The sequence below is a fragment of the Flavobacterium degerlachei genome, assembly GCF_900106645.1.
Lineage (GTDB): Bacteria > Bacteroidota > Bacteroidia > Flavobacteriales > Flavobacteriaceae > Flavobacterium > Flavobacterium degerlachei.
On sequence record NZ_FNMV01000036.1, the window covers coordinates 1 to 1,246 of the forward strand.

At 39.7% G+C, this 1,246-nt stretch carries 1 protein-coding gene; it reads right to left on the minus strand.

The window, feature by feature from the left end; genetic code table 11:
- A partial coding sequence (locus BLV91_RS17085) for a hypothetical protein (RefSeq protein WP_175514035.1) occupies window positions 1–1,246 on the minus strand: 1,246 nt, incomplete at both ends.

A 1,246-nucleotide genomic window follows, 5' to 3' on the forward strand; every position in this document is an offset into this window, starting at 1 on the left:
CAATAGCAGTAGCATTTGCAGATTCTGCAGCTCTCGCCGTTGAAGCTTCTATAGTTAGGTTACTTGCTAAAATTGCTTCTGCAGTAGCACGGTTAGTAGTTTCTGTTGCAATAGCTGTAGCGTTTGCAGATTCTGCAGCTCTCGCCGTTGATGCTTCCAAAGCCAAGTTACTTTCTAAAGTTGCATCTGCAATAGTACGATTAGTAGTTTCTGTTGCAATTGTAGAAGCATTAGTAGCTTCTGCCCCAGTAGCTCTTGAAATTTCTGCTGTTAATGCTGATGAACTTGAAGTTGAACTAGCATCAACATAGCTTTTTACCGATTTTACTGTTGGGTATTTTGTATCAGAAGTTCCATCTGTTGAAACATCAGTGCTTTTATTAACTAAATCTTCTTTTAATGCATCTACAGTAGTACGATTAGTAGTTTCTGTTGCAATAGCTGCAACATTTGCAGATTCTGCAGCTCTCGCTGTTGACGCTTCCAAAGCCAAGTTACTTGCTAAAGTTGCATCGGCAGTAGTACGGTTAGTAGTTTCCGTTGCAATAGCATCTGCATTCGCAATTTCTGCTGTTTTAGCTCTTGAAATTTCTGCAGTTAATGCTGATGAACTTGAAGTTGAACTAGCATCAACATAGGTTTTTACCGATTTTACTGTTGGGTATTTCGTGTCAGAAGTTCCGTCAGTACTTACATCAGTACTTTTATTTACTAGGTCTTCTTTTAATAAATCCGCGTTCGTTCTATTGGTTATTTCTGTAGTCAGGTTGCTTGTCAAATTTGCATTTGCAGTAGTACGATTAGTAGTTTCAGTTGCAATTGCTGTAGCATTTGCAGTTTCTGCAGCTCTCGCTGTTGACGCCTCCGAAGCTAAGTTAGTTGCCAAAGTTGCATCTGAAGTAGTACGGTTAGTAGTTTCCGTTGCAATAGCTGTAGCGTTTGCAGATTCTGCAGCTCTCGCTGTTGATGCTTCCGAAGCTAAGTTGATAGTCAAAGTTGCATCTGCAGCAGTACGATTAGTAGTTTCCGTAGCGATTGTAGAAGCATTAGTAGCTTCTGCCCCAGTAGCTCTTGAAGTTTCTGCTGTTAATGCTGTTGAACCTGAAGTTGAACTGGCATCGACATAAGTTTTAACTGACTTTACTGTTGGGTATTTTGTATCAGAAGTTCCATCAGTAGTTACATCAGTACTTTTGTTTACTAAGTCTTCTTTTAATAAATCCGCAGCAGTACGATTAGTAGTTTC